Source organism: Nostoc sp. KVJ3, from assembly GCF_026127265.1.
In the GTDB taxonomy this organism is placed as follows: domain Bacteria; phylum Cyanobacteriota; class Cyanobacteriia; order Cyanobacteriales; family Nostocaceae; genus Nostoc.
Genome location: NZ_WWFG01000002.1, coordinates 1,391,030 through 1,413,438, shown reverse-complemented (window position 1 = coordinate 1,413,438; position 22,409 = coordinate 1,391,030). Strand labels below are relative to the sequence as shown.

Annotated in this window: 18 protein-coding genes and 1 tRNA gene; 11 read left to right on the top strand and 8 right to left on the bottom strand. The window is 41.3% G+C overall.

Going from position 1 to position 22,409, the window contains the following annotated elements; genetic code table 11:
* Positions 1 to 185 precede the first annotated feature (185 nt).
* Complete coding sequence (locus tag GTQ43_RS22105) at positions 186 to 1,094, top strand: c-type heme family protein (RefSeq protein WP_265274889.1); 909 nt, start codon at positions 186 to 188, stop codon at positions 1,092 to 1,094.
* Between the two features lie 356 nt (positions 1,095 to 1,450).
* Here GTQ43_RS22105 and GTQ43_RS22100 read toward each other — a convergent pair whose 3' ends face one another.
* Both GTQ43_RS22100 and GTQ43_RS22095 read right to left on the bottom strand, forming a co-directional pair.
* Positions 1,451 to 2,704 (bottom strand): serine/threonine-protein kinase, encoded by a 1,254-nt coding sequence (locus tag GTQ43_RS22100; RefSeq protein WP_265274888.1) that lies wholly within the window; start codon positions 2,702 to 2,704, stop codon positions 1,451 to 1,453.
* Between the two features lie 736 nt (positions 2,705 to 3,440).
* A complete protein-coding gene (locus tag GTQ43_RS22095; protein WP_265274887.1) occupies positions 3,441 to 3,872 on the bottom strand; it encodes an NUDIX hydrolase in 432 nt (143 codons plus the stop codon).
* Between the two features lie 186 nt (positions 3,873 to 4,058).
* On the opposite strand from GTQ43_RS22095, the gene malQ reads away from it, so the two are divergent.
* Complete coding sequence (gene malQ, locus GTQ43_RS22090; protein ID WP_265274885.1) at positions 4,059 to 5,567, top strand: 4-alpha-glucanotransferase; 1,509 nt, start codon at positions 4,059 to 4,061, stop codon at positions 5,565 to 5,567.
* A 360-nt stretch (positions 5,568 to 5,927) separates the two neighbouring features.
* Here the strand turns inward: malQ and GTQ43_RS22085 are convergent, their stop codons facing one another.
* Together GTQ43_RS22085 and GTQ43_RS22080 are read right to left on the bottom strand one after the other, a co-directional pair.
* Entirely contained in the window at positions 5,928 to 6,737 is an 810-nt protein-coding gene (locus GTQ43_RS22085) for a helix-turn-helix domain-containing protein (RefSeq protein WP_265274884.1), read from the bottom strand.
* Between the two features lie 29 nt (positions 6,738 to 6,766).
* Positions 6,767 to 7,525, bottom strand: coding sequence for a pseudouridine synthase (locus GTQ43_RS22080; RefSeq protein WP_265274883.1), 759 nt, complete (start codon positions 7,523 to 7,525; stop codon positions 6,767 to 6,769).
* 133 nt (positions 7,526 to 7,658) lie between these two features.
* On the opposite strand from GTQ43_RS22080, the gene GTQ43_RS22075 reads away from it, so the two are divergent.
* Positions 7,659 to 8,372, top strand: coding sequence for a DUF2993 domain-containing protein (locus GTQ43_RS22075; RefSeq protein WP_265274882.1), 714 nt, complete (start codon positions 7,659 to 7,661; stop codon positions 8,370 to 8,372).
* A 169-nt stretch (positions 8,373 to 8,541) separates the two neighbouring features.
* Here the strand turns inward: GTQ43_RS22075 and GTQ43_RS22070 are convergent, their stop codons facing one another.
* Together GTQ43_RS22070 and cbiT are read right to left on the bottom strand one after the other, a co-directional pair.
* On the bottom strand, positions 8,542 to 9,432 hold the full coding sequence (locus GTQ43_RS22070; RefSeq protein ID WP_265274881.1) for a phosphatidate cytidylyltransferase: 891 nt from the start codon (positions 9,430 to 9,432) through the stop codon (positions 8,542 to 8,544).
* Between the two features lie 15 nt (positions 9,433 to 9,447).
* Positions 9,448 to 10,050 (bottom strand): precorrin-6Y C5,15-methyltransferase subunit CbiT, encoded by a 603-nt coding sequence (cbiT, locus tag GTQ43_RS22065; RefSeq protein ID WP_265274880.1) that lies wholly within the window; start codon positions 10,048 to 10,050, stop codon positions 9,448 to 9,450.
* 94 nt (positions 10,051 to 10,144) lie between these two features.
* Between cbiT and GTQ43_RS22060 the strand changes: the two genes are divergently transcribed.
* The 4 genes from GTQ43_RS22060 to GTQ43_RS22040 all read left to right on the top strand — a co-directional run bounded on the left by GTQ43_RS22060 (position 10,145) and on the right by GTQ43_RS22040 (position 15,480).
* Positions 10,145 to 11,593 (top strand): serine/threonine protein kinase, encoded by a 1,449-nt coding sequence (locus GTQ43_RS22060; protein ID WP_265274879.1) that lies wholly within the window; start codon positions 10,145 to 10,147, stop codon positions 11,591 to 11,593.
* A 412-nt stretch (positions 11,594 to 12,005) separates the two neighbouring features.
* Positions 12,006 to 12,146 (top strand): hypothetical protein, encoded by a 141-nt coding sequence (locus tag GTQ43_RS22055; RefSeq protein WP_265274878.1) that lies wholly within the window; start codon positions 12,006 to 12,008, stop codon positions 12,144 to 12,146.
* 49 nt (positions 12,147 to 12,195) lie between these two features.
* Entirely contained in the window at positions 12,196 to 13,560 is a 1,365-nt protein-coding gene (locus tag GTQ43_RS41495; protein ID WP_321162507.1) for a Rid family detoxifying hydrolase, read from the top strand.
* Positions 13,561 to 13,785: 225 nt separating this feature from the next.
* The gene (locus GTQ43_RS22040) at positions 13,786 to 15,480 is read left to right on the top strand and encodes a DUF1565 domain-containing protein (protein ID WP_265274876.1); all 1,695 of its coding nucleotides are present in this window, start codon (positions 13,786 to 13,788) and stop codon (positions 15,478 to 15,480) included.
* 215 nt (positions 15,481 to 15,695) lie between these two features.
* On the opposite strand, the gene GTQ43_RS22035 is transcribed toward GTQ43_RS22040, so the two are convergent.
* A complete protein-coding gene (locus GTQ43_RS22035; RefSeq protein WP_265274875.1) occupies positions 15,696 to 15,989 on the bottom strand; it encodes a DUF3493 domain-containing protein in 294 nt (97 codons plus the stop codon).
* A 33-nt stretch (positions 15,990 to 16,022) separates the two neighbouring features.
* Here GTQ43_RS22035 and GTQ43_RS22030 point away from each other — a divergent pair.
* The 3 genes from GTQ43_RS22030 (at position 16,023) to vapC (ending at position 17,033) form a co-directional block, all read left to right on the top strand.
* Positions 16,023 to 16,094, top strand: a tRNA-Thr gene (locus GTQ43_RS22030).
* 199 nt (positions 16,095 to 16,293) lie between these two features.
* Complete coding sequence (locus GTQ43_RS22025) at positions 16,294 to 16,635, top strand: hypothetical protein (RefSeq protein WP_265274874.1); 342 nt, start codon at positions 16,294 to 16,296, stop codon at positions 16,633 to 16,635.
* Positions 16,632 to 17,033: a type II toxin-antitoxin system tRNA(fMet)-specific endonuclease VapC gene (vapC, locus tag GTQ43_RS22020; RefSeq protein WP_265274873.1), complete on the top strand. Its 402-nt coding sequence runs from the start codon at positions 16,632 to 16,634 to the stop codon at positions 17,031 to 17,033. Before GTQ43_RS22025 ends, vapC begins: the two co-directional genes overlap by 4 nt.
* Positions 17,034 to 17,639: 606 nt before the next feature.
* On the opposite strand, the gene GTQ43_RS22015 is transcribed toward vapC, so the two are convergent.
* Positions 17,640 to 17,909 carry a DUF2281 domain-containing protein gene (locus GTQ43_RS22015; protein ID WP_265274872.1) on the bottom strand — a complete coding sequence of 90 codons (270 nt, stop codon included), beginning with the start codon at positions 17,907 to 17,909 and terminating at the stop codon, positions 17,640 to 17,642.
* A gap of 323 nt (positions 17,910 to 18,232) precedes the next feature.
* On the opposite strand from GTQ43_RS22015, the gene GTQ43_RS22010 reads away from it, so the two are divergent.
* Positions 18,233 to 22,306, top strand: coding sequence for a CHAT domain-containing tetratricopeptide repeat protein (locus GTQ43_RS22010; RefSeq protein ID WP_265274871.1), 4,074 nt, complete (start codon positions 18,233 to 18,235; stop codon positions 22,304 to 22,306).
* Positions 22,307 to 22,409 lie beyond the last annotated feature (103 nt).

Here is a 22,409-nt window from a genome sequence, read left to right as displayed (position 1 = left end):
TAACATTTTCATTAACCTCAATAATTACTAAAATTACTAATAGTATAAAGTTGGGTATACCCTAATAGTTTTAGCTAAACTATGCCTTTGCAACCAAATATGAGAGTAGATTGTTCATGATAGAGTAAACAATGACTTTAATCATATTTGTTTATAATAATTTGACTTGTAGGTAATCTGTAATTATGCTAAAAAATCTGAATCTGAAACAAAAGTTTACAATTCTGTTATTAGTAATTTTGACATTCGGTCTAAGCTTGAGTGGATTTGCTCTTTCTTCTCTGCTCAGGGAGAATGCCAAACAAGATATTAGCTCAACAGCTCTCATGCTCATGCAAACTATGAGTTCTGTTCGTAAATACACCAGTACCCAAGTTAATCCAGAACTAGCTGATAAATTGGCTACTGAGTTTTTACCGCAAAGTGTCCCTGCATACTCAGCACGGGAGGTATTTGAGATTTTACGTAAAACACCAGACTACCGGGATTTCTTTTATAAAGAAGCAACTCTCAATCCTACAAATCTTCGAGATAAAGCTGACGGTTTTGAGACGGAAATTGTAGAAAGGTTCAAAAATAAATCAGACCTTAAAGAAGTAAGTGGATTTCGCTCACTTCCTGGTGGGGATATCTTTTACATTGCTCGTCCACTACCAATTTTAGAAGAAAGCTGTCTGAAGTGTCATAGTGTACCTGAAGCTGCGCCTCAAAGTATGATTACTCTTTATGGTACAGCTAATGGATTTGGTTGGAAGCTTAATGATATTGTCGGCGCTCAGATTATATCAGTACCGGCGAATAATGTCATCAGTAAAGCTAATCAGTCTTCCTTACTAATTATCCTAATTGTATCAACTATATTTATAGCAACTATCTTGTTAGTCAACTTGTTTTTGAATCGACAGGTTGTTATACCTCTCAAACGCATGACTCGCATAGCCGAGGAAGTCAGTACCGGACACATGGAGGTTGAATTCGAGCAAATGTCTAATGATGAAATCGGTAATTTAGCTAAAGCCTTTAAACGGATGCAGTTAAGTTTAGAAATGGCAATGAAAAGAATCAAACGCACTCAGGGAGGTACAGGGGATTAAAATAATTCGTAATCGGCTTCACCCCGCTACGCTAACGTAATTCGTAATTACGCTTTCTACGAGACTCTGCGGGTAGCTTCTATATAGGAGTACGCGAACTCACTTAGAGTAACTTAATTCGTAATTAAGTTTGTCAGGCAGATTTTAGATACTTTCGTAAAACTTGCAGCGTCTAGTACCGCAGGGCGGAATTAAAAATTAAAAATTAAAAATTAAAAACGAACACAGCATGAGGGTTTCATTGATTTGGAATGGGTGGTTTATTTCCGCCGCACTGTACTAGTTTATCTTTACTTAAACCCCCAGAATTAATAAATAATTCAAAATTATCTCTAAATTAATGGTGGTCAAAATATTTATGACAATAAGCTTTTCTTGAATTCAAAAGCTGCTTGAAAGTCAGGAATTTCCCTGGTGATTAGTTCAACAAATTGCTCAGGCGAAGTGTAAGGATTTTGAGCTAATATTTCTTCTATAATGAAATTTGCTATTGGCCCAATATGGTAAGCTAACTCTTGCTGACAATGTTTGATAAATCCAGGTTGGAGCGAAGGTTGTTGTTGTTCAATTCGCCCACTTTGTGGACTACCAGGTAAACTAGGTGAACTAAAAATTGTTTCTCCAGCTTGGTTGTATGACTGCGATATTGGCGATATTTCCTGAAATTCAGGGTTAAATAGCGTAGCGGGCAAATCATCAGGCGGCATGATTGCAGGAGATTTTGTCACTTCTGGTTGTCCAATCCGCTCTAAATCTATGATAACTTCCCTGGCTGTTTGGTATCGCTTGTTAGGTCTATCTGCCAACATACAATCAAGAACTTGAGCAAAACTATCGCTAACGTAGGTATAATAACGCCAGTTCCATTCTAATGAGTACTGATCCATCAGTAAGGATGGATCTCTACCTGTAAGTAGGACAATAGCTGTTACCCCCAAAGCATAAAGGTCACTAGATGGGGAACATAAACCCAAGCTAATCTGTTCGCGGGGAGCATATCCCACTTTCCCTACAAGGGACATTTTACCAACAAAAGTAACCTGGTGGTTAGAACTTCTTGCCTCGTTTATGTCAGCAATTTGCTTACCTACACCAAAATCAATTAACACTGGTAAATGTTTACCATCGGGTAACATAATGTTGTCAGGAGAAATATCTCGATGGATGATATTGTGCTGGTGGACATATTCTAAAACAGGTAGCAGATTCTTTAGCCACTGGATAACTTCTTCTTCAGAAAAGTTTCTACCTTGACGTTGAAGTTCTCCCAACAGCCTAGAATATGTTTTACCGTCAACATACTCTTGTACCAGAAATAACCGACCATCTCCTTCAAAGCAAGCCAAAAACTTGGGAATTTGAGGATGTTGCAATTGATGAAGAATTTTTGCTTCTCTTTTAAATAAGTTGCGATATTGTTCTAGTCCACTTTCCCCTGTGCCAATGGGTGCAAACTCCTTGAGAACACAGGCTTCATTAAAGCGCCGAGTGTCAAACGCCAAGTAAGTTCGCCCCAATCCTCCCTGTCCCAGAAGTTTTTGGATAATATAACGGTTATCGATTAGAGTTCCAGCAGCTATTTCTGGTCTTGTCATAGGGGACTGTGACATCTCATCGCACTCCTAGCGATTTATATTGTTGATAAATTATCTAGTTTGCTGAAAGTCAGAAACTCTAGCAGATAAAGGCTGATAACATCTTTAAAATTGAGGTTAGCACCACTATCAACACAAGGAAATACACTTTTCTACAATCTTTCAACGGTCTTGTGTGACCAAATAGACGATTTTTACCTGGGTACTTCGATCATACTACTTATATTTACGTATTTTAACAGCCGGAACATCACCAGTGTCTGGGTAATATCTGCGAGTGTTCAGGCTATCATCTTTTGGAGTCGTAGATGAACCACATCTTAGCCCTAGCAATTCAATTGGTACTGAATTTGGGAACAGTAATGATATAGCGTGACATCATAGTTTTTCTGAAAAACACCGAAGAAAATATTATAGGTATTTCAAGTGCTGAATATGCGATCGCTCTCAAAAGTTAATCTTTGTTGGAGCTAATGTTGTTATCTGATAGATACTTCAGCATTGGCTATCAAAGCTTTTGGTATAAGTGATTACGTAAAAGTAAAAATATTTCTGTATAATACAATACTCATAAAATTAGAGTAATTCATCTAAATAGTCTGTCAAATTCATTTTGACGGTTAGAGAGACGGCGATTTATCGCCGTCTCTCTAGGCGATTTATCATTAATTATTTATTGACTGCTAATTGTTCTACTTTTCGTTTTCCCTCTTCTCTCTGCGCTCTTTGCGCTCTTGGCGGTTCGTCCCTCTTACCCCAACCTTGGACGTATCCCATAATGCCGATATCGCCAATAATCGCGCAAAATGCGATCGTGGTCAAAACATAAATTACCAGGCACACACCAAGACTCAAAAATTCCTACACCCTTAGCATCATCCCCAGCCTTTGGTTCCCCCGAAGCTGTTGCTAAAAACACAATGCTAATCGTATGCTGACGGGGATCGCGATCGCGATCGGAATATACCAGTAATTGTTCAACCAACTCCACTTGCAAACCCGTTTCTTCCTCAGCTTCTCGCCGCGCCGCCACTTCCACGGCTTCCCCATAATCCACAAAACCACCAGGAATAGCCCAACCTAAAGGTAGATTATGTCTTTCAATTAACACTATAGGCCGATGAGGTCGATCTACTAGTTCAATGATGATATCAACTGTTGGTGCAGGATTTCGGTAAGACATGGAATTTTGGATTTTAGATTTTAGATTTTGGATTAATTAGGGATTGGGAATTGGGCATGGGGCATTGGGCATTAGTTATTCTATTTTTCCCCCTCATCTCCGACTCCCCACTAACGACAGCTTTCAAAGCTGAACGTGGCGTGATAGATTCGATGCGATCGCTCCTTCTCATCATTCAGGTTAAATATGCCTTTTCCTAGATCCAGTGGCATTTTGCTACATCCCACTTCCTTCCCCAGTCGATTTGGCGTTGGAGACTTAGGCTTAGAAGCCTATCGCTTTATTGATTTTCTCAAAGAGAGCCATCAACAATATTGGCAAGTTTTACCCTTGGGCCCCACTGGATACGGCAATTCTCCGTATATGTGCTACTCAGCAATGGCAGGAAATCCCCTGCTGATTAGCCCAGAAAAACTGCGAGATGAGGGTTTACTAACAGAAGAAGACTTTGCTAATTTACCAGGATTTCCGATAGAAAAGGTAGATTTCGACCAGGTTGTGCCAATTAAGATTGGACTACTCAAAAAAGCCTGTGAAAACTTTAGAGCTAATGCTACGCCCATCCAGCAGAAAGAGTTTGCAGGTTTTTGCGACAGTAAAGCCTATTGGCTAGATAACTACGCCTTATTTATGGCGCTGAAAGATGCTCACAATGGTGCAAGCTGGCATACATGGGAAGCAAGATTTGTCAAGCGCGAACCAGAAGCATTAGTGGAAGTAGAAGATCGGCTCAATGGAGATATTTTCTATTACAAGTTTGTCCAATTTGAGTTTTTCCGGCAGTGGTCAGACTTGAAAAGCTACGCCAATATGCGCGGTATTGACATTATTGGCGATATCCCTATTTACGTATCTCATGATAGTGCTGATGTGTGGGCACATCCCGACATTTTTTGTTTAGACGAAGAAACAGGAGTTGCTGCTCAAATGGCAGGAGTTCCACCTGATTACTTCAGCGCTACAGGTCAATTGTGGGGCAATCCGGTTTATAACTGGGAAGAACTGCAAAAACAAGACTTTAAGTGGTGGGTACAGCGCTTTGAAGCCATGCTGGATTATGTAGATATAATTCGCATTGACCACTTCCGGGGCTTCGAGGCTTATTGGTCAGTACCCAAAGGTGAAGAAACTGCTATGAATGGCGAATGGGTGGAAGCGCCTGGAGACGCTTTTTTTGAAGCGATTAGACAAAAGTTAGGCAAGCTACCCGTCTTGGCGGAAGATTTGGGAGTGATTACACCAGAAGTAGAAGCACTGCGAGACAAATATGAATTTCCTGGCATGAAGGTTTTGCAGTTTGCCTTTGGTTCTGATCCCGGTAATCCATTTTTACCATTCAATTACCCGCGAAATGCTGTAGTTTATACGGGTACTCACGATAATGACACAACTTTAGGCTGGTTTAATTCGGCTAATGACTACGAAAAGGAAAACTTACGGCTTTATTTAGGTTGTATTAGTCCTGAAGGTATCCACTGGGATTTAATTCGCCTGGCTTTAAGTTCTATAGCTAACCAAGCGATTATTCCCTTACAAGATATTTTAGGATTAGGAAACGAAGCACGGATGAATTTTCCCAGTATTGCGGTAGGTAACTGGGAGTGGCGCTATCAATCAGGAGCATTGAGAGAAGAATTAGGCGATCGCTTAAAAGTTCTGACCAAGCTCAATGGACGCGCCCCAGAAGCCCAGTAATAAGTAACCATGCAGAATTAATTACAGTTATTGCGAGCGAAGCAATCCTAGCCCCCACGTTCGCGAAGCGTGTCCGAAGGACTTAGGCTTCATTTCGCTATCTCTACGAGACGCTACCGCGAACGCTCCAGTCGCAATGAAATTGTGTAATTAATTTTGTTTATAGCGTTTCCCAATGACATAAAATACACCCCACCCGCGCTGTCGCGCACCCTCCCCTTGCAAAGGGGAGGGTTGGGGAGGGGTGATTTTGTACCTCACCAGAGTTGGAAACGCTATAACTACTTAAGGGAGTGGGGCATGAGGCATGGGACAAGGATAATCACCGTGCCCCATGCCCAATGCCCAATGCCCCATATTTCAAAACTTAGGTTTTGCCGCAATCCTAACTTCTTCCTCTTTCCCTGGCTCTCCCATTTCCTTGGCTTTCTCTTGATTAACGCTCATCAAAACACCACCAGCATTATCAGTTTTAACTGTCAGTTGCTCTTGAGCTTTCCAAGTGCGGTGAGTTCCCTCTGGGAGAACACCCTCAAACTGAGTTTTGCCATCGGCTATGACGCGAATCCAAGATGATGCTTTCAAGGTAACGCCTATCTGTACAGGCTGTTTCTGTTGTGCGGTGTTGAGGGGATCGCTGACAGGTAGAACCTCTGGTGACTCTTGTGGTTGAGTTGGCTCTGGTTTAACAATGGATTTTTGTTTTGGATATGGCTGGGAGCTATTACTTGCTTGCAATATGGCGTTATTTAATAACAGAGATAAGCCATTTACTGAGCATACTATTAGCAATATGTAAAGGAAGTAAAGATGAATCGGACGAAGTTGACTCAGGGGTGAAGTATTCCCCATCCCTTGGGGATTTAATTGTGCAGAACTGATGGGAAAATTGGCAGAAAATTCTACTCCATTCAAGCCTAATGCATCGGCGAATTGCCTGATCAAACCCTGAATATAGACTGGTTCTGGCAGATCGTTTAAATTGCCTTCTTCGATCGCCTGTAATAATCGTCGGGGAACTCTGGTTAATGCAACCATTTGCTCTAGAGATAGTCCCTGTTCTTGACGCAATGCCCAAAGTTGAGCGCCCAATTCTGCCAACTTTTCAGCCCGTTGTTGCTCTAATGAAAGTGATGGCTGGTGATTATTCTTCTTTCTTAGCCATTTCATCTCTACTGACACTCCTTAACTCCACTGAATCAATAATTAGGTTGCGTTATCTGATCTTGCAAAAAGTGAATTTCATGCTCGTTTAGGGAACGATATTTACCCTCTGACAATAAGGGTTCTTTGGGAGTTTGTAATTGAATTGGGCCGATTGCAGTCCGATGCAGCTGAATTACTGGGTATCCTAACTGTTGGGCTATCCGGCGAATTTGGCGATTTCTTCCCTCCTGCAATACTATTTCTAAAAAGCTTTGCTCGGCACGACGTTCTATTAGATTTACCTTAGCCGCCCTGGTTTTTCTTCCCTCCAACATCACACCCTGTCGCCACTTTTGGAGTATTGCTTCTGGGGGGTGTCCTTTGACCAAAACATGATATGTCTTGGAAATACTGTGGCGGGGATGGGTTAGTCCAAATGTCAGATTTCCGTCGTTAGTCAGGATTAATGCTCCTGTAGAGTCTGCATCTAAACGCCCAACTGGGTGAATACCTGAACCCTCCCGTAATTCTTTCGGTAGTAAATCCAGGACTGTTGTTCTTCGGTGAGGGTCGTAGCAAGTCGAAACTACTCCCGCAGGTTTATGCAGCAATAGATATATTAAAGCCGGACGCTGCTTTTCGGATACAGGTTTACCATCAATAGCGATCGCATCTTTTTGGGGATCAATTTTTTGACCCAAATGCGCCAATACCCCATTGATCTGCACCCGTGACTGCCTAATCATTTCTTCGGCTTCACGACGCGAGGCGATGCCCCATTGAGCAAGAATTTTTTGTAACCGTACCTCCATGTGTAATTGCTTATTTACTGTTAACAATTAAATGATATTTGCATTTTGTAGCGAGTAGGCATAAATGTTACATTTAAGACTTGTTTAATTTCTGTTCGGTTGTTAAGTAAATACTCATAAACAAATTGGTTAGATGCCAGAGCAAAATTCTCAAACAACACCTGCAAATAAGATACGTATAATTACGCAGGTAGTCACAAAAGCCCTAAAGCTCTGGTTGAGAGCGCAAGTGAGCCAAATATCGGAATTAGAAGTGGAGATTAAAACAAGCGATCGCGAACTTCTCTCTGGACGCATCCCCTTGGTATCTATTTTTGCTACTCATGCAGTTTATCAAGGTCTCCTGATTACAAAAATTCAATTAACAGCAGAAAATATTCAGATAAACATTGGTTCCGTACTCAAGGGAAAACCTCTAAGACTGTTAGAAACAGTACCAGTAGTTGGCGATTTGATCGTAGACGAGAAGGATCTGAATGCTTCTCTCTCATCTCATTTATTATCGACTGCTTTGAGCGATTTACTGGTTAAGGTTTTACCGACACATTTCTCAGAGTCACAACCAATTAACTGGCAAGAAATTATTCTTGATAACAATCAAATTATACTGCGAGGCTTGAGAGTAACCAATAGTGAAACAACGCCTCTAGAGATTTGTCTGGGCTTACGGTTAATCAATGGACATGAGTTGCAACTAGCACATATAAAAATAAAGTCTCACCAGCAAGATGTATTAGACGACAATCATGAATACAACGTGGATCTTGGTTCAGATGTCGATATCCAAGAACTAACACTGATCCCAGGCAAGTTGGTGTGTCGTGGAGGGATTAAAATTAATCCTTGATGATGAAAAATTAAAGAATTGGGCTTTTAACTCCTAAAAGGCACAGAGTCAACAGCCTAGAACTGCTGTGCCCCTACCTGTGTACTTCATTTACCTGAAAACGCTGTAATTAACAAGGAGCAATACTTCAGCTACGCTCAGTACAAGTGCCCAATGCCCAATACCCAACTCACCTATGTGCTATTAGCGGTAATAGTAATGTCACAAAATAATAAACCAAAGGAGCCGTGAAAATATAACTATCAGTACGGTCTAAAATACCACCATGACCGGGGATCAATTGTCCAGAATCTTTGACTCCAGCATCTCGTTTAAGCATAGACTCTGTAAGATCCCCTAAAAGACTAGCAATGCCAATCAGCAAACCTAGAGCTAAACCAGTAAACGGGGATCTGGGCAAATGGAGATAATAGGCTCCTGCTATGGCTACAGCAACACTTGAAGTAATGCCAAAGACAGCACCTTCTACAGTTTTTTTCGGGCTAATCTCAGACAAACGGGTTTTCCCAAAGAATTTGCCAATAGTATAAGCACCAATATCGGCTGCCCAAATACACAAAAAAGTCAGCAGTGTTGCTGTAAAACCTTCTGGTAAAGAAGCAGAATTTGCCTTTTCCCAGAAATCTGTCCAAGTTGTAGGCCAGTAAGCTCCTAATGGGAGATTACTAAAAGCAGCACTATCAATTGCTCGTAACCGCACCCAGTAACTTGGCAAATAACCAACGTAAAATAGTCCCATAATAGAAGCGGAAACGTCAGCGATCGTGGCAAATTTGGGCTGAAATAACAGATAAAAACAGATAAGTGTGCCAGCTAAGGGCATTACAGCGTCAGCTAAACTGCCATCAATAGTACAAATTACTAGCAAAATTAGGCTGACAGCCATAGTGGTTTTAGCTGCGGGAGCGATGCCTCTGGCTCGCACCAAATTAAAATATTCCTGTTGACCCAAAAAGACGACAACCGCAAACATGATGGTAAAGTACCAACCCCCCAAAAGGGTAACAGAAAGAGCAAGAGCGATCGCAACAATTCCACTAATAATCCGAGACCAAGGCATAGAAGTATTTTGGATTTAATCCAGTTTCTCACCACTAAGGATAAAAATGGGATCAACAGCAGTAAAGGTTTGAGAAAAGCCGCGCGTCTCCAAGCGGTTAACCGCAGACTGTACTACTTCGATATTTCTAGCCCTTAATAGAGAAAAGCTCTGAGAAATAGCATATAGACTCTCTAGATTAGCAGCTGTGGCTACAACCCGACCGGATGGTGGCAAATAATGCCAAGCTGCTTGCAATATTTCCTGAATGGGTCTTCCTCCCTCAATACAAATGCGGTGAGGGGCAAGCTTAAGGTCATGTAAACACTCAGGGGCACTACCTTCAATTACTTCGACGTTTTTCACATCAAAGCGATCGCAGTTACGCTTGATCAGATTAGCTACTTCTTCATCCCTTTCGATAGCGATAATCTGACCCTTTGGACATAATAACCCCACTTCTACGGGAATTGTACCTGTTCCTGCACCAATATCCCACAAAACAGAATCTGAGGTTAAGCGTAGTTGAGCAATTAACAATAGTCGGACTTCTCGCTGACTCAGGGGAATTCCTGGCAAATGCTCGAATAATTCATCAGGAATACCAGGGGTAATATAAGGCCAAAGTTGGGAGGGCATAGAATTACGCAATTATACTAAAGATATCGATTTGCCAAATTGAAAAGTCATAAGCTATAAAAACTTTTCAAACGTAGCATTATAAGAAACCATAATGATTGGTGAAATATTAGGCGATGTCCGAGGACAAGATGCTAGGGATTTACGCTACCAAGTTCAGCAGCTATTAGGAAAAAAAGCCGGGCGGCGGACACTTATAGCTCGTAACTTAAAAACTCAGGAATTAGTCGTCATTAAGTTACTCTCTTTTGGTAGTGATTTTGAATGGGACGATCTCAAGCTGTTTGAGCGAGAAGCTGAAACACTAAAATCTTTGTCACATCCCTTAATACCTCGCTATTTAGACTATTTTGAGGTAAATTCACCCACCATTAAAGGATTTGCCCTAGTACAAACTTATATCCCAGCACAAACTTTAGAGCAATACTTCCAAACTGGGCGGACTTTTACCGAAGCAGAAGTCAAACAAATAGCCAAAGCACTTTTAGAAATTCTCATTTATTTACATGGGCTATATCCGCCTGTTATTCACCGTGATATTAAGCCTAGCAATATTTTATTGGGAGAACGTTCTGGTAATAGCGTTGGTCAAGTTTATTTAGTAGATTTTGGCTCAGTGCAAACTGTCCTCGCCACAGAAGGGGGGACTAGGACTGTGGTAGGAAGTTATGGCTATATGCCACAGGAGCAATTTGGCGGCCGCACAGTTCCAGCTTCCGATCTTTATAGCTTAGGGGCAACATTAATTTACTTGGTGACGGGTACTCACCCAGCCGATTTACCCCAAAAAGATTTTCGTATTCAGTTTGAGCAGGTAGCTCATCTAAGTCAGGGATTGACTCGCTGGTTGAAGTCAATGACTGAACCTAGTTTAGAAAAACGTTTTGGTTCTGCCCATGTCGCATTGGCAGCTTTGGATAAACCGCAAATTGAAAGCGCTCCAACTCTAGATGTTAGGCAACCATCTGGGAGCAAAATTCAACTGAGCAAGAATCAGGATGCTCTAGACATTATTCTTCCGCCTCGTTTCCCTTCATCGCTATTTTTTCTCGGTATGTTTGCCACCATTTGGAATTCATTTATTCTTGTGTGGACAATTGGCGCGCTCTCAACCCCTTTCCCTGTGAATATTCCCTTTGCCATGTTCTCACTTCCCTTTTGGGGTGTGGGTTTGTCGATGGTTTATACCGTTTTGTTTAATCTTTACGGGCATATTCGACTGCATATAAATCAGCAGCAAATTTCCTTAACCCATGAATTATTAGGATTTAAATTTCAGCGTCCCTATCTATTGTCTAGAGAAAATATCATCAAGCTGGTTTATGTGCCAACACACCATACTAGAGACTTTGAAGGCAATCGAGTTCAGATACCAGCAGGATTAGATATTTGGGTAGGAGTACAAAAATATAAGATTAGTGCTACTGGTATTAGTCATACTAATGTTAAGGGTGTTACCTATTGCTTCATTTCGGAAGCAGAATTGGAATGGCTAGCTTATGAATTAAGCGATTGGTTGGATATGCCAATTCAGCGAGAATAAAAAAACGAATAATCTTAGAGGATGTTTTAAAAGTGGTTGGCTATAATTTTAGGCACTTGTTGATCCCCCCTAACCCCCCTTTTTAAGGGGGAAGAATCAAAGTCCCCCAATTTATCGTGGGATTTAGGGGGATCTAAAACTTTTTGCTACCGACCAGAGGACTTTTAAAACATCCTCTTAAACAGGTCTAAAAAAACTGATAAGTAGTTGGACAAAAATATTTACAGCCATTACGCTTTGCTTCATTCGCAATGACATTGTGTAATTAATTCTGTCCAAGTACTTATTTATGGTGTGCCAAAATAAATATCAGTAAAACTACGGTTTTGATTACGAACCGCAAAGGACGCAAAGGGCGCTAAGAAAGAGGGGAGAGGAATATCTCTCAATACGGTTCGGTTCAGGTTTTTTGATGGAAATTCTAGAGCGTAAAGATGCGAGGAATCATCACAAAGACGCGATAAATCGCCGTCAAGACGAAAAAATGATTATTGTAGAGACGGCGATTCATCGCGTCTCTTGCCTTAACCGAACAGTATTGGAATATTTCTGACACAAAATTTTTGTGATTATACTGTGTCAATGGTATTTAAAGGTGCATTATGGATGCTAAGGAACTGTTGGAGAAATATGCCGCAGGACAACGGAATTTTCAGAGAGCAGTACTGAAAAATGTAGACCTCAGAAATACAGACCTCATTCAAATAGACTTATCGAATGCCGACCTAACTGGTGCAAATTTTAAAGGTGCGGATTTAAGTAAGGCAAACCTGACAGAGGCAATAATTAACGGAACCGATTTTAGTAAGGCATGTCTGACAGCCGCAAATCTCAGTAAAGTGAATGGTACATTTATTTTGATTGGTAGCCGCCCTCAACGTGTGCTACAGCCGGCAGCAAACTTTAGTGGTGCAAACTTAAGCAATGTTAACTTAAGTGGAGCAAATCTAATTAATGCAAACTTGAGTCACGCCAACTTAGACAAGGCAAACTTGAGTCATGCAAATTTGAATAGTGCAAGCTTGAGTCACGCCAGCTTAGACAAGGCAAATTTGAGTCATGCAAATTTGAATAGTGCAAAACTGAGAGAAGTTTCCTTGACAGGAGCAAATTTGAGTAATTCAACACTCAGTAGTGTAGATTTTAGTGGAGCTTCCCTGGTAGCAGCAGATTTGAGTCGAGCTAACTTAGAGGGCGTAAACTTTCAAAATGCAAATCTACAGGGTGCTAAACTGCAAGCAGTAAATTTACAGAAATTTAATCTATCAGGCTTAAATTTGACTGGAACTGATCTGGCTGGAGCCAATCTCGGACAGGCAAACCTCAAACAATCTTGTCTCCAAAGAGCAAATTTGGAGAGAGCAGTTCTCCAAGGAGCAGATTTGAGAAAGGCAAATTTGAAGGAAACAAATTTGACAAGAGCAGACTTGACTGATACCACTACTTATGGATGGCTAATTGAGGATGCTGACTTTAGTCGTGCGATAATGCCAGATGGAGAAGTCTATAAACCGATCGCAGCTGAAGCAGAAAACGGTAAACAGGAAACATCGTTAGAAAAAGTAATATCTATGACCCGTAAAGTAATTAATACTGATAACGCCCCCGCACCCGTGGGCCCTTATAATCAAGCGATCGCAGCTTCCGGTCAATTTCTATTCGTAGCTGGACAAATTGCCATCGATCCCCGCCTTGGTGATGTCGTCTACACTGATGATGTCAAAAAGCAAACCGAGCAAGTATTAGCTAATCTTGAAGCCATCCTCACCGCAGCCGGGGCAACTTTTCAAGATGTGGTAAAGACCACTGTATTTTTAGCTGATATGAATGATTTTGCGGCTGTAAATGCCATTTATGCGAAATATTTCCCGGAAGACACAGCCCCAGCACGGGCTTGTGTCCAGGTATCGCGCTTACCTAAAGACGTATTAGTAGAAATTGATGCGATCGCTGTGATTAGTGCTTAGAAGGAACGGATCAATAAAATTTTTATAATTAAGTGTAAGTTTATACAACTTATCAGTGCTTAGATAATGGTTAGCGATCGCGATCGAGGAAAACTTTGCGATTTACTGAATTTAGCTGAATCTGTGCTAATCATCCAGTATAGTTTTGCATGGGTTTGACAGCAGCTATCAGGCTGCTATTTTTAACCTTGTTCGACATACTTCAGCACATCACAGACTCAAAAAATGAAATATCGGGGTTTTCACGTTTCTCTAGCGAAAAATTTTCGCCTTCTTTCTAACACTCATCTCAGATATACTTTACGCGTGGGAGCCGGACTCACGGCAATGCTTGTCGTTTCTGGTGGTTCAATACTACTACCAAGTCAGGTTAATGCTGGCGCGACTAACTCAAAAGGTATCGCCCCAACTCTCACAGCCCAAGTTCCGACAACCTCTGCCGCGATTTACGTTAATCCCGCAACTGGTGCAGATAGTGCTGGTGCTGGTGCAACTTCAACAGCACCTTACAAAAGTATCAGTTTCGCTCTCAGTCAAGCCCAACCAGGTGCAGTTATTCAATTAGCACCTGGTAACTATAACCAAGAAAGTGGCGAAACCTTCCCCTTGTTGCTTAAACCAGGAGTGACACTGCGAGGTGATGAAGCTAGTAAAGGTCAGGCAATATTAATTACAGGTGGAGGTTTTTACACTAGCCGCACCTTTGCCAGACAGGACGTTACCATTCTTGCCGAACAAGATACCACAATTACTGGTGTCACCGTCACCAACCCAAATAGCCGAGGTACGGCTGTGTGGGTGGAGTCAACTAATCCCCTTATCAAAAACAATACTTTTACTAACAGTGTTAGAGAGGGTGTTTTTGTGACGGGTACAGGCAATCCTAAAATTGAAAGTAACCTCTTTGTGCAAAACAAAGGCAATGGGATTTCAATTGCTAAAGCTGCCCAAGGAGAAATTCGGAATAACGTATTTCAGGATACTGGTTTTGGTCTGGCCATTGGTGGTACTTCCACACCCCTAGTTGTGGAAAACCAAATCATCGAAAACCAAGATGGTCTTTTTATCTCAGAGTCAGCAAAACCGATATTGCGTAAGAATGTCATTCAGAATAATAAGCGGGATGGTGTAGTAGCAACTGTCAATGCTCTACCCGACCTCGGCACCAACCAAGATCCTGGTGGTAATCTGATTCGCAATAACACTCGTTACGATGTGAACAATGCTACCAAAACCAGTAAAATTGTCGCTGTTGGCAATGATATTAATCAGAAAAAGATTTTCGGCTCAGTAGATTTTGTTGCTGCATCTGTTAACGTACCCCCTGGAGGGCCTGTCGCTTTTAAAGATGTGGCTGCAAATTTCTGGGCAAAAGCCTACATCGAAGCTTTAGCCTCTCAAAATATTATCGCTGGCTTTCCTGATGGCAGCTTTAAACCCAATGAACCTGTAACCCGCGCTCAATTCGCTACTATTGTCACTAAAGCTTTAACACCACCAGCCAAACGCGCAGGGATTAAGTTTAAGGATGTAGCAACCAATTTTTGGGCTTACGCTGCAATTCAATCTGCTTACCAGAGTCAATTTGTTTCTGGTTATCCCGATGGCACTTTTAAACCACAACAGCAAATTCCCAGAGTTCAGGCGTTAGTATCTTTAGCTAACGGTTTGGGCTTAACTACGAATAATCAGAATATCCTTTCTTTTTACACCGATGCGGCCCAGATTCCTAATTATGCGATCGCACCTGTTGCCGCCGCAACTGCACGGCAATTAGTAATCAACTATCCCACCGTGAGGCAACTCAATCCTAGCCGTGAAGCAACTAGAGCCGAAGTTGCTGCCTTTGTTTACCAAGCACTCGTCAGTGCTGGACGTGCCCAAGCAATTCCTTCATCTTATTTGGTAACAGGCCAGTAAATGCCTAGTTAGCAAATTGGAAACACCAGACTGATAATTTATTAGTTTGGTGCTTCCAAATATTACGATTTTTATTAATTTTAGGAGTTTTTAAACATAAAACTTGGTGTCTTTAAATATAGCTGACCCCGTTTCAACAAAAATATAGGGTCATCGATGTCCGGTTTGAATTTCAACTAGTGGGATTTGAATATGGCAAGTTAAAATTTATTCCTTCAGGAATTAGGATTTTTACCCGATTGGGGGCGTTGTTGTCGATGCTGTTCCCAGCGCCAGAGAAAGACCATTAGGGCAACGATTCCTAATTGGAGAGCTAAACTTGGCATTGCACTCTCAACATTCCGTCCGGCAAGGACTTGGAAGAAAAAGACGAATGCACCGAGTGAGCCAGAAGCAGCGAAAGCGATGTAGAAAAATTGTCGTAACCCGCGATAAGGAGCGGCTATTTCTGCTTTGAGGCTGGCATATTGTTCGGGATTAAGGCGATTTTTAGGATTTTGATCCACCATAATTTAATTATGTTATACTCCTAGATTGTGTAGGCCGATGTGGCTCAGTGGTAGAGCAGCTGATTCGTAATCAGCAGGCCGTGGGTTCAAATCCCATCATCGGCTTTGGTGAAAGTATTGCTCAATAGTAAATTTTGGCATAAATCAAGTGTACAGCGACTAATTATCTGTCGGCTTGCTTCCCCGTAAGGGTACGACATGGTTCGACTCTGCTCACCAGCCGCTCAGTGACTACCGCAGGCATAGCTAAATTAACTTTTGATTATGAAAGTAAAATGAAATTATCCTCCACCTGAGCTACATCATGGTTGTCCCAGAACTCGAACAACAACTCCTTCAGCTTTCACCTGACGATAAATTGTATATTATCCAACTCCTGGCACAAAGCTTGACTACACACAATAACAACACCCAATCTGTGCAAACAAGCAAAATCTCAGAATTATTCCGTCAATTCCTCGTGGCTAAATTACCCGAAGAATTTGACCTTACTCGATTACTAAAAACCCTCATTGAGTCCCTACAACCAGCAACTCCAACCGAAATAACAGAATATCCCCTGCCTCAATTTTATGGATGTATCCAAGATGAAACATTCTTGCGTCATCCCCAAGGACAACAACCAGAACGCGAACCAATCCTGTGAAATTCCTGATCGATACTAACACCTGTATTATTTATATGCGGGGTAAAAATTCCACTTTAAAGCAGAAACTAGAATCCACTGCTACTAAAGATATTGCCGTTTGCTCAATCGTCAAAGCTGAACTATTTTATGGTGCAATGAAAAGTGCCAACCCACAAGGTAATCTTACTTTACAACAACAATTTTTAGCCCAATTTACATCACTACCCTTTGATGACTTAGCAGCAACGACGTTTGGAACAATTCGCTCTCAACTAGAAGCATTAGGTACTCCCATTGGCGCGTATGACTTACAAATTGCCGCCATCACCCTGACAAATAACTTAACCCTCATCACCCATAGCACTAGAGAATTCCAACGCATTAATAACTTGTTGATTGAGGATTGGGAGATATAGCGATCGCCAAAATAACAAATGCGTTAGCGTAGCCCAACCCAGGCATTGCCAAATCTATAATTGCAAACACAAAAATAATAAATGCGAACCCCGAAATCACAAATGCGTTAGCGTAGCCCGCACTATTTTGTAGGATTGATGTCTGCGGCGATTACTCTATTAATTGAATTAGATCAGGACTTATGCACTGAAAACCTAAAACCTAGATCCCCCCTAACCCCCCTTAAAAAGAGGAGAACTCTAAAAGCCCCCTTTTTAAGGGAGTTGGGGGATCTCTTGTGCGTAAGTCCTATAGATATTGACTAAGATTATCTAATAATTTCTTATGCCTTTCCGTTGAAATTGTGCCAATTGAGCCAATTATACTGTTACGAGTAATGACAGCTAAAAAACTTAATCTAATAACAGATTGACGAACTAAACCACTGGGTTGAAAATCATCATCATTAGGTGAAATGATTTCGTCAAAGTTAGGAATATATTGTTTTAATTGTGTACTAAATCCCACATGTCAAAAAGTCTTGATATTTTGGCATTTCTCTCAAAATCAGCGTAGGACGGTTTTTTATTTCTCCATTTGCTTGAGGAATAGGAGTTAGTATGATGTTACCTTCTTTCATAATTAGGGTTATATTCTTTAATTGATTCTATAGCATATTCTGGTTCATCTTCTGCATAACATTGATTTAAGTTATTTAAAGAGAAAGATTGCCAATTTTTTCTTTCTTCTATATTCGTTTCTAAAACGGTTACATCTTCGACTTGTGGAAGTGTTGAAGATTTAGTGATTAAATATTCGGCATAATGTAAAAGTTCAATTTTCAGGGAACTGGGCAAACTTTCGATGATTTTCCATAGGGCTGTTTCGGTACTCATAATTACTCCTTTTGGAATTTAGAAGGATTAATATTAGTTATGATTTTGATTGTAACGACAATCGCACTGTTTTTTTAGGAGTGATGTCTGCGACGAGGAAGGCGATAAGCCTAACGGCATAGCTTCTCTACGAGAGGCTGCGCCAACGCTTACCGCAAAATCACTATATTGTCTGTTCACAAGTAAAAAATACTCATCCACGAGGTTCTTTCATTGGCAGACACACATCACCTGTGATAAAACTCTATACTTGCTCGAAATCTGGGGTACTGGTGTCAAATTTTTCACACACTATAATAGTGTGATTTCTCACACCCTTACCCATGAACGAACAGCGTCAGCAAGCCTATTTCAACCTTATTCAAAACCTGTTGAATTGCCGTAGTGACGATGAAGTACAAGAAATTTTGGCTGCAAACCAAGATTTAATTGATGCTGGCTTAGTACAAAAGATGCTGGAAATGGCAAGTAATCTACTAAGGCAGGGCGAATTAGACCAAGCTAATCGTTTAATGAATATAGCAGGACAGCAACTTGGGGTTTCTAGTAAATTATCATCGACTGCCACAGAACAAGAATACTTAGATTTCTTAGGGCAAGTGCTGAAAGTAACAGCAGAAAGTGGAGGTGACGCGCAGGTAGTTTACCCCTTGCTGGCAAAGAATACAGACAAACTCGACGAGGTGTTAGTAGAAATATTGCGCCATTGGGGGACAAGTGCACTGGGGGAAGTCCAAGCAGATGAGGCGAAATACCTAGCAGCAGATATTGTCGCATTTAGCAATCTAATTCAGCAATTCCCCTTGGGTAGCAAAGCCAGCAATATGGAAATTGCCATTACTGGCTATGAAGTCGTGTTGACAGTCTATACCAGAGAAGTTTTGCCTCAACAATGGGCAGCAACGCAGAATAATCTCGCTGCTGCCTACAGCAATAGAATTAAAGGAGACAGCGCAGATAACATCGAAAGTGCGATCGCTGCTTATACTGCTGCTTTAACTGTCTACACCAGAGAAGCTTTGCCTCAATCTTGGGCAGCAACGCAATATAATCTCGCAAATGCCTACAGAAATAGAATTAAAGGAGACAAGGCAGATAACATCGAAAATGCGATCGCTGCATATACTGCTGCTTTAACTGTCAGAACTAGAGAAGCTTTGCCTATTGATTGGGCAATGACGCAAAATAATCTCGCAAATGCCTACAGAAATAGAATTAAAGGAGACAAGGCAGATAACATCGAAAATGCGATCGCGGCTTTAACTGCTGCTTTAACTGTCAGAACCAAAGAAGCTTTGCCTCAATCTTGGGCAGCAACGCAATATAATCTCGCTGCTGCCTACAGCGATAGAATCAAAGGAGACAAGGCAGATAACATCGATCAGGCGATCGCTGCTTATACTGCGGCTTTAACTGTCTACACCAAGGAAGCTTTGCCTCAATATTGGGCAATGACGCAAAATAATCTCGCAAATGCCTACAGAGAGAGAATTAAAGGAGACAGGGCAGATAACATCGAACAGGCGATCGCTTCTTCTACTGCTGCTTTAACTGTCTACACCAGAGAAGCTTTACCTCAACAATGGGCAATGACGCAAAATAATCTCGCAAATGCCTACAGAGAGAGAATTAAAGGAGACAGGGCAGATAACATCGAACAGGCGATCGCTTCTTCTACTGCTGCTTTAACTGTCTACACCAGAGAAGCTTTACCTCATGATTGGGCAATAACGCAAAATAATCTCGCTGCTGCCTACAGCAATAGAATTAAAGGAGACAGGGCAGATAACATCGAACAAGCGATCGCTTCTTCTACTGCTACTTTAACTGTCTACACCAGAGAAGCTTTGCCTTTTGAATGGGCAATAATGCAAAATAATCTCGCAATTACCTACAGTAATAGAATTAAAGGAGACAGGGCAGATAACATCGATCAGGCGATCGCTGCTTATACTGCTGCTTTAACTGTCAGAACCAGAGAAGCTTTGCCTTTTGAATGGGCAATGACGCAAAATAATCTCGCTGCTGCCTACAGGGAGAGAATTAAAGGAGACAAGGCAGATAACATCGATCAGGCGATCGCGGCTTCTACTGCTGCTTTAACTGTCCATACCAGAGAAGCTTTGCCTTTTGATTGGGCAATAACGCAACATAATCTCGGACTTGCCTACAGCGATAGAATCAAAGGAGACAAGGCAGATAACATCGAAAATGCGATCGCGGCTTATACTGTTGCTCTAACTGTCAGAACCAGAGAAGCTTTGCCTGTTGATTGGGCAATGACGCAAAATAATCTCGCTGCTGCCTACAGCAATAGAATTAAAGGAGACAGGGCAGATAACATCGATCAGGCGATCGCTGCTTATACTGCTGTTTTAACTGTCTACACCAGAGAAGCTTTACCTCAACAATGGGCAGGAACGCAAAATAATCTCGCAATTGCCTACAGGGAGAGAATTAAAGGAGACGGGGCAGATAACATCGAAAATGCGATCGCTGCTTCTACTGCTGCTTTAACTGTCTACACCAGAGAAGCTTTACCTCAACAATGGGCAATGACGCAAAATAATCTCGCAAATGCCTACAGAGAGAGAATAAAAGGAGACAGGGCAGATAACATTGAAAATGCGATCGCTGCTTATACTGCTGTTTTAACTGTCATAACTCCTGAAGCTTTGCCTGAAAACCATGCACAAACTTTATTCAACCTGGGAATTACTTATCAAGACGCAGCCCAGTTTGGCCTAGCATACAAAACTTTTGAGTCTGCCATTGCCACTATAGAATCTTTACGGGAAGAAATAGTATCTGGAGAAGAAAGCAAACGCAAACAAGCGGAACAGTTTAACAAAGTTTATAGCAGCATGGTAGAAGTTTGCTTGGAATTAAATAAGATTACCGAAGCAATTGAATATGTTGAACGTAGTAAAACCCGCAGTTTAGTTGAACAAATCCTCGAACGCGACTCTAAAACCATCTTCCCTCCAGAAGTATTCACTCAACTAGAAAAATACAGGGATGAAATAGCCGTAGGACAATATCAAATCCAAAATGGCAAAGCTGAAAATCCCCAACTCCTAGCACAACATCTACAACAGTTGCGAAACCAGCGTAATGAATTGCAAAACCAATACTTACCTGTTGGTTATGGTTTCAAATTTGACTCTTTCCAAGGTTCTTTGGATGAGCATACAGCCATTATCGAGTGGTATATTCTCAACGATAAAATTCTGGCGTTTATTGTCACAAAACAAGGAAAATTAAGTGTTTGGCAATCCCAACCGGAAGACCGACAAGCTTTAGGAAATTGGAGAAATGAATATTTGCAGAACTACTACGGTCAAAAAGACAAATGGCTAAATAACTTAGGGAAAGCACTTAAAGAATTAGCTTCGATTCTGCACATTGATGAAATAATAACCCAGATACCAAAGCACTGCGATAAACTCATCCTAATTCCCCATCAATTCCTGCATTTATTCCCCCTTCATGCAATTCCAATAAATCAAAATTCTGAAAATTCGTCTTGTCTTCTAGATTTATTTGCTGGTGGTGTAAGCTATGCACCCAGTTGTCAACTACTGCAACAGGTACAACAGCGCAAACGTCCTGATTTTCAATCCCTGTTTGCAATTCAAAATCCCACAGAAGACCTGAATTACACCGATTTGGAAGTACAAGTTATTCAAAGCTACTTTAATACTTCCAACGTTCTGAAAAAAACAGCAGCGACACTAACAGCTATTAATAATACTGACTTAAATACTTACCATTGCGCCCACTTTAGCTGTCACGGGTATTTTAACTTAACAAATCCCGGTAAATCAGCCTTAATTTTGGCAAATGCACCCATCGCAGACACTCCAACAAAACTCGACTCCGAACGTTACCTGAATTTACGAGCAGGGGAAACCCACGATTTAGAAAAATGCCTGACTTTAGATAAAATATTCAGTCTCAAATTAGAAAAATGTCGCCTCGTCACCCTTTCCGCTTGCGAAACTGGATTGATTGATACTAGAAATACCAGCGACGAATACATTGGTTTACCTAGCGGTTTTCTGTTAGCTGGTAGTCAAGCTGTAGTTAGTAGTTTGTGGACTGTCAGCGATTTATCTACAGCGTTTTTGATGATGAAATTTTATGAAAACCTGCAAACAATAAATAGTGTCTCCATAGCACTCAATCAAGCACAGCATTGGTTACGAAATTTAATAACAGAGGAATTTGAAGCACTGTTAGTTAAATATCATCCACAAATTGAAGAAATTTTTGCTCAACTCCCAGAAGAAAAGCGTCCAGTAGCAAGAGCAATATTAACAAGAACCTGCAAGCGCAAACCCTACCCTTTTGCAGCACCATTTTACTGGGCAGGATTTACAGCTACAGGGCTTTAAGTGGTTACGCAAAATTATTTATGTCATTGCGAGCGAAATGAAATGTAGCAAAGCAATCGCAAGGCTTTGGGATTGCTTCATTTCGCTTTGCTTCATTCGCAAT

Excerpts from the sequence above, each read along its gene's own strand:
- GTQ43_RS22010 (WP_265274871.1), top strand. The coding sequence starts at position 18,233 with ATGAACGAACAGCGTCAGCAAGCCTATTTCAACCTTATTCAAAACCTG.
- GTQ43_RS22100 (WP_265274888.1), bottom strand. The coding sequence starts at position 2,704 with ATGTCACAGTCCCCTATGACAAGACCAGAAATAGCTGCTGGAACTCTA.
- GTQ43_RS22105 (WP_265274889.1), top strand. The coding sequence starts at position 186 with ATGCTAAAAAATCTGAATCTGAAACAAAAGTTTACAATTCTGTTATTA.
- GTQ43_RS22075 (WP_265274882.1), top strand. The coding sequence starts at position 7,659 with ATGCCAGAGCAAAATTCTCAAACAACACCTGCAAATAAGATACGTATA.
- GTQ43_RS41495 (WP_321162507.1), top strand. The coding sequence starts at position 12,196 with ATGGATGCTAAGGAACTGTTGGAGAAATATGCCGCAGGACAACGGAAT.
- GTQ43_RS22015 (WP_265274872.1), bottom strand. The coding sequence starts at position 17,909 with ATGAGTACCGAAACAGCCCTATGGAAAATCATCGAAAGTTTGCCCAGT.
- GTQ43_RS22035 (WP_265274875.1), bottom strand. The coding sequence starts at position 15,989 with ATGGTGGATCAAAATCCTAAAAATCGCCTTAATCCCGAACAATATGCC.
- GTQ43_RS22080 (WP_265274883.1), bottom strand. The coding sequence starts at position 7,525 with ATGGAGGTACGGTTACAAAAAATTCTTGCTCAATGGGGCATCGCCTCG.
- cbiT (WP_265274880.1), bottom strand. The coding sequence starts at position 10,050 with ATGCCCTCCCAACTTTGGCCTTATATTACCCCTGGTATTCCTGATGAA.
- malQ (WP_265274885.1), top strand. The coding sequence starts at position 4,059 with ATGCCTTTTCCTAGATCCAGTGGCATTTTGCTACATCCCACTTCCTTC.
- GTQ43_RS22040 (WP_265274876.1), top strand. The coding sequence starts at position 13,786 with ATGAAATATCGGGGTTTTCACGTTTCTCTAGCGAAAAATTTTCGCCTT.
- GTQ43_RS22085 (WP_265274884.1), bottom strand. The coding sequence starts at position 6,737 with ATGAAATGGCTAAGAAAGAAGAATAATCACCAGCCATCACTTTCATTA.
- GTQ43_RS22060 (WP_265274879.1), top strand. The coding sequence starts at position 10,145 with ATGATTGGTGAAATATTAGGCGATGTCCGAGGACAAGATGCTAGGGAT.
- GTQ43_RS22095 (WP_265274887.1), bottom strand. The coding sequence starts at position 3,872 with ATGTCTTACCGAAATCCTGCACCAACAGTTGATATCATCATTGAACTA.
- GTQ43_RS22025 (WP_265274874.1), top strand. The coding sequence starts at position 16,294 with ATGGTTGTCCCAGAACTCGAACAACAACTCCTTCAGCTTTCACCTGAC.
- GTQ43_RS22055 (WP_265274878.1), top strand. The coding sequence starts at position 12,006 with ATGGAAATTCTAGAGCGTAAAGATGCGAGGAATCATCACAAAGACGCG.
- GTQ43_RS22070 (WP_265274881.1), bottom strand. The coding sequence starts at position 9,432 with ATGCCTTGGTCTCGGATTATTAGTGGAATTGTTGCGATCGCTCTTGCT.